This is a genomic window from Rothia sp. 18CD1-1, assembly GCF_055285355.1.
Genome location: NZ_JBUZLI010000003.1, coordinates 174,127 through 179,170, shown reverse-complemented (window position 1 = coordinate 179,170; position 5,044 = coordinate 174,127). Strand labels below are relative to the sequence as shown.

Here is a 5,044-nt window from a genome sequence, read left to right as displayed (position 1 = left end):
CGATCCTCTTGGCGGCCCGGTGTCCTATGCTCGGCGGTAACCGGTGGGATTATTTTTTTGCCAGTTCCAGTGGTCGGCCACCATGGTATCGATATCTCGGCTGGCGCTCCAGCCGAGGTCGGCTAGTGCCGATGCCGGATCGGCGTAGGAGACGGCGACATCGCCGGGGCGGCGGTCAACAATTTTATAGGCCAGTGTTTTACCGCATGCCTTCTCAAAGGCGTGGAGGACCTCGAGTACCGAGTAGCCGTTGCCGGTCCCCAGGTTCCAGGTGTGGAGTCCGCCGTGTTCACTGATATAGTCGAGCGCTTTGAGGTGGCCGTCGGCGAGGTCGCAGACGTGAATATAGTCGCGAACCCCGGTGCCGTCTACCGTGGGGTAGTCGTTGCCAAAGATATTGAGATGATCGCGAAGACCCACCGCGACCTGGGCGATGAAAGGTACCAGGTTGTTGGGGATACCCGCCGGGTCCTCACCGATTCTGCCGGATTCGTGGGCGCCTACCGGGTTGAAGTAGCGGAGCAGAGCGATGTTCCAGGTGGGGTCTGAGGCGGCCAGGTCGCGCAACATGTCTTCGATGTGTTCTTTGGTGCGGCCGTAGCAGGACTGCGCGTCCATATTAATTTTTTCGGTCAGGGGCATCTCCTCCGGTTCACCGTAGACGGTGGCGGAGGAAGAGAAGACGATGGTTTTGCAGTCGGCCTCCCGCATGGCGGTGAGCAGGTTGAGGGTGCCGGTGACGTTGGTTTGGTAGTACCACAGGGGTTTTTCTGCGGATTCGCCCACCGCTTTGAGGCCGGCAAAGTGGATAACGGCCTCGGGCCGGGTACGGGTAAAGAGGTTTCGCATACCGTCAAGATCGAGTAGGTCAACCTTGTGGAAGTCCGCCTGCCGTCCGGTGAGCTCTGCGACTCGGTGTAGTGATTCCTCTGAGGAGTTGGCGAGGTTATCCATGACGATCACGTCGTGACCGGCCTTGAGCAGTTCGAGCACGGTGTGCGAGCCGATGTAGCCGGCGCCGCCGGTAACCAAAATTTTCACGGTGTTCCCCTGTGCGAGGTAGTGGGTGGATATTCTGCCTCTAGTTTACCTTCCCGCGGGTGTGTAGCCGGATACGGGGTATCAGAGGTAGTAGTGTCTTCGGCGACAGAGACAAGGTGGTCGATTCTGCGTGCCACCGTTTGGGGGTAAAGGTGTGCGGACATAAACTGTAGGGCGTTCTGGGATTTACGGCTAACATCGTGTGGGTTTTTTGCCAGCGAGAAAACTGTATGTGCCAGTTCCCGGATGTTTCCCTCCTGTACTGTCCACCCCAGGTCCTCTTGAGCTAGCATATCCGAGGTCTCGTTGGAGAAGGCAAGTATGGGGACTCCCTGCCCCAGGGCTTCGTAGTAGGTCATGGATGGGTCCCCCTGGGGGTGGGGAAAAATCATAATATCGATAGCTTGCCGAACAAAGGGCTCCCATTCTTCCCGGTATCTCATAAAACCTTGATAGATGATATTCGGTGCGGATTCCCGGAGCACCCTTTCACGGTCAGAACCGTCGCCCATAATAAAAAATTTAATGTCGGGATCAAGGTTGTATAGCTCGTGTGAGATTTTTGGCAGGTAGTGGGATCCCTTAAACGTTTCGATACGCCCGGAGAAACCGACGGATAATTTTTTGCTGCCGGATGCGGGTTTTGGTAGCGGTGAGTTGACTGAGTTGACGCGGTGGTCGAGAAAGGTGAGTGGGGACCGCGTGAATCTGGAGTACTGCCGGGCAGCTGCCGGCCCGTTAAACTGTGCAGAAGCCGCCCTTCTGAGGGCCCCAATATTTTTTATTTCTTGCCGTAAAAGACCGAGCCGCACCCGGGCTTTTGCCAATGACGAGAGACTATCTTCTGCCTGCGCGGTGAACATTTTCCAGCGAATTGTGGGGGTTGCTTCAATCAGGTAAACAACTGTGTGGCCGAGATGAATAAAATCTGCGGTTTGCTCTCTCAACAGAACGTGCACGAGGGCGCGTTGGTCGAGTTTCTCCAGGTATAGATGAGCTTTCTCTGGCTCAAGATTGATGTCTGCCGCATCGCAGGCGTGGAGTGTTTCCAAATCTTCTTGACCGGAGAACTCCCGGACACCATCGAGCGCCAGAAGGGTCATTGAGAATTGCGGGAAATGGTGGCTGAGATATTTTTTATACTCTCGGTAGCCCAGGTAGCTCCGTTCGGGAAGGTAGATTTTTCCATCTCTACGAATAATAGGAGCTATATCAACAAAAACTATGCGCATCGAGGCCATTCTAACGGGGGAGGGGGGGAGCCTATTTTCTCTCAAAAAGCATAGCCGAGCACGCCTACCCCGGGCAAGCAAACCCGGTGCAGTCGGACATAGGGTAGAGATCCCGGAGAAACCCGGGCACATCGGCCCGGGCGGCCAGCAGTCTAGTTGGTGTGCAGAGCCGTGTTGAGTTCCACGGTCTTGGTACCTCGGGGTAGCACTTCAATCGCACCCGTAACCGAATTACGGCGGAAAAGTAGGTTTGAAACGCCCGAGAGCTCCGCAGCCTTCACGACACGTGTTTTTTGCCCGGCGCCCAACACGGTCACCCTGGAACCGGCAGTTACGTAGAGACCGGCCTCCACCACACAGTCGTTCCCCAGGGCAATGCCCACACCGGATTCTGCTCCCAGTAGAGAACGCTCACCGATAGAGACCCGTTCACTCCCGCCACCGGAAAGGGTACCCATAGTGGAGGCGCCGCCACCAATATCGGACCCATCGCCCACGGTGACCCCCTGCGATATTCGGCCCTCAACCATTGATGTGCCCAGTGTTCCGGCGTTGAAGTTCACAAAGCCCTCCTGCATGACGGTGGTGCCTTCCGCCAGATGGGCTCCCAGGCGTACCCGGTCAGCATCACCGATCCGTACTCCGGCGGGTACCACATAGTCGACCATGCGGGGGAATTTATCGACGTGGGAAACAGAGACATGCCCGCGCTTGCGCAGGGCGGGAAACACCGTAGAAATCTCAGAGGCCAGCACGGGCCCAAAATTTGTCCAGGCCACATTGGCCAGTTGGTTAAAAAGGCCCTCAAGGTTGATGGTGTTCGGCTCCACCAGGCGGTGGGAGAGCAGATGCAGCCGCAGGTAGGCATCGGCGGTGTGAGCAGGGGCTTTTTCAAGGTCAATGGATACGGAGACTATTTCGGTGCGCACATTGCGATCTGCTTCTTCGACCACCAGGGGCTCAAGAAGTCCGCGCACAGACTCCTCGGGGGTGTCCGCTAGTACGGGGCGGGGAAACCAGGTATCGAGCACAACCCCCTCGTTGTTACCGTAGTTGACGACGGTTGCCAGTCCTAAACCGGCCGCGGGACGCTTTATATTTTCAGTCATGGGTTTAGTCTAGTGCCTAGCCTACCGGGCACGGCAGCGGTGTTTCTACTACTGAGACAGGCCACCTAACGTCTCGGTGGTAGCCGGTTTGCCGGCTAGAGTTGAGGTATGACTGAGACAGATAATCCCGCCGGACAACAGCCGCCGGAAGGTGGCGGTCTTCTGAATGTGTACCGCGATGTTGCCCGCCTGGCAGCCGATCTGATCAATATTTATTCGGTCTCTGGTAGTGAGAGCCGTCTTGCTGACGCGGTGCAGGTAGCCCTTGGGCAGTTGCCGCATTTGAGCACGGTGCGCGACGGCGATGCACTGATCGCCCGCAGCAACTGGGGCAGAAAACAGCGGGTGATACTGGCCGGGCATTTAGATACCGTGCCGCTACCTGCCACCACCGGTAGCCTGGGTACTGTGCCCGGCACCTGGGTAGAGGACGGGTCCGGTGGGCAGCTGCTCTACGGCCGGGGGGCCACGGATATGAAGGCCGGCGTTGCCGTGCAGCTGGCACTGGCGGCAGCCCTCACCGATGCCGCCTATGACATCACCTATATTTTTTACGACCATGAGGAAGTGGCCTCCCATCTTTCGGGCCTGGGTAGACTGATCGACCACCTGCCCGGTCTGCTCACCGACGCCGATTTTGCGGTGCTCCTCGAACCCACCAACGGCACTATTGAGGGCGGCTGTAACGGTACCATGCGTTTCTGGATTCACGCGGAGGGAAGACGGGCGCACTCGGGGCGGGCTTGGACGGGGGAGAACGCAATCCACCGGCTGGCAGATGTGCTGAACAGGCTGGTGAGCTACCGGCCCCGGACCCATAGGGTGGATGGCCTGGACTACCGGGAGGGGTTGAATGCGGTAGAGATATCCGGTGGGGTTGCCGGCAATGTTATACCCGATCAGGCATCCGTGCACATCAACTACCGTTTTGCCCCCGATAAGACGGTGCATCAGGCTGTTGCGCACATGGAAGAGGTTTTTTCCGGTTATCAGCTGGATTTTGTGGACCGGTCGCCGGCGGCTCGACCCGGGCTTGAGGCTACCCTGGCGCGGTCGCTCATTGATTCGGTGGGGCAGGAGCCTCGCTCCAAGTATGGTTGGACAGATGTTGCTCGTTTCTCACAGCTGGGTATTCCCGCCGTGAACTTTGGTCCCGGTGATGCCCTGCTTGCCCACACCGATGATGAACACGTTAGCGCGGAGGCAATCCGGCGCTGTTTCAGCCAGATGAAAAACTGGTTAGAAGGGGGCTAGGGGAAGAGTAGTCCGCCCCGGGGCCTTGTAACATTTCGTCATATTCTGCTGCGGTCCGGAAGGAAGGGCACAGGATGGGGGACAGATCTGTACTGCTATCACGGGTAATCACCCCGTGGTGTCCACATAAATGATGACAGGGTGTTTCTGGTTCTCTGATGTATTGATGGTGCTCAAATGGGTTAAATAGTTGAATATAGGGGTGCATGGTCAACCCGAGTGTCCCCTAGGAGAGCGCAGTCTCGCACAGTATCAAATAGTGTAAGGAGTGGTTTTTGTGTCTCGTCCGAGTAGTTGGGAGCCTTTGACGGGTGGGGATCCGTGTCCGGGTAATCCTTCGTCGTGGTCTTCGTTGGCGAATTTTTGGGATGGTCGGGCTCTGGTTTTTCTTAAGGTTAAGAATGATCT

The 5,044-nt window shown here is 57.2% G+C and carries 4 protein-coding genes; 1 reads left to right on the top strand and 3 read right to left on the bottom strand.

The genetic code is table 11. The features are described from left to right. Nucleotides 1–24: 24 nt before the first annotated feature. From galE to dapD, 3 genes are all read right to left on the bottom strand, one after another. Nucleotides 25–1,041, bottom strand: a complete 1,017-nt coding sequence (galE, locus tag ACS1BR_RS02930) for a UDP-glucose 4-epimerase GalE (RefSeq protein ID WP_463559983.1) — start codon at nucleotides 1,039–1,041, stop codon at nucleotides 25–27. Beyond that, a complete protein-coding gene (locus ACS1BR_RS02925) occupies nucleotides 1,038–2,273 on the bottom strand; it encodes a glycosyltransferase (RefSeq protein ID WP_463559982.1) in 1,236 nt (411 codons plus the stop codon). The genes galE and ACS1BR_RS02925 overlap by 4 nt, the downstream gene beginning before the upstream one ends. 152 nt (nucleotides 2,274–2,425) lie before the next feature. Next, nucleotides 2,426–3,382 carry a 2,3,4,5-tetrahydropyridine-2,6-dicarboxylate N-succinyltransferase gene (gene dapD, locus ACS1BR_RS02920; RefSeq protein WP_463559981.1) on the bottom strand — a complete coding sequence of 319 codons (957 nt, stop codon included), beginning with the start codon at nucleotides 3,380–3,382 and terminating at the stop codon, nucleotides 2,426–2,428. A gap of 108 nt (nucleotides 3,383–3,490) precedes the next feature. Between dapD and dapE the strand changes: the two genes are divergently transcribed. Then, entirely contained in the window at nucleotides 3,491–4,636 is a 1,146-nt protein-coding gene (gene dapE, locus ACS1BR_RS02915) for a succinyl-diaminopimelate desuccinylase (RefSeq protein ID WP_463559980.1), read from the top strand. Nucleotides 4,637–5,044: the final 408 nt, after the last annotated feature.

Excerpts from the sequence above, each read along its gene's own strand:
- ACS1BR_RS02925 (WP_463559982.1), bottom strand. The coding sequence starts at position 2,273 with ATGCGCATAGTTTTTGTTGATATAGCTCCTATTATTCGTAGAGATGGA.
- dapD (WP_463559981.1), bottom strand. The coding sequence starts at position 3,382 with ATGACTGAAAATATAAAGCGTCCCGCGGCCGGTTTAGGACTGGCAACC.
- dapE (WP_463559980.1), top strand. The coding sequence starts at position 3,491 with ATGACTGAGACAGATAATCCCGCCGGACAACAGCCGCCGGAAGGTGGC.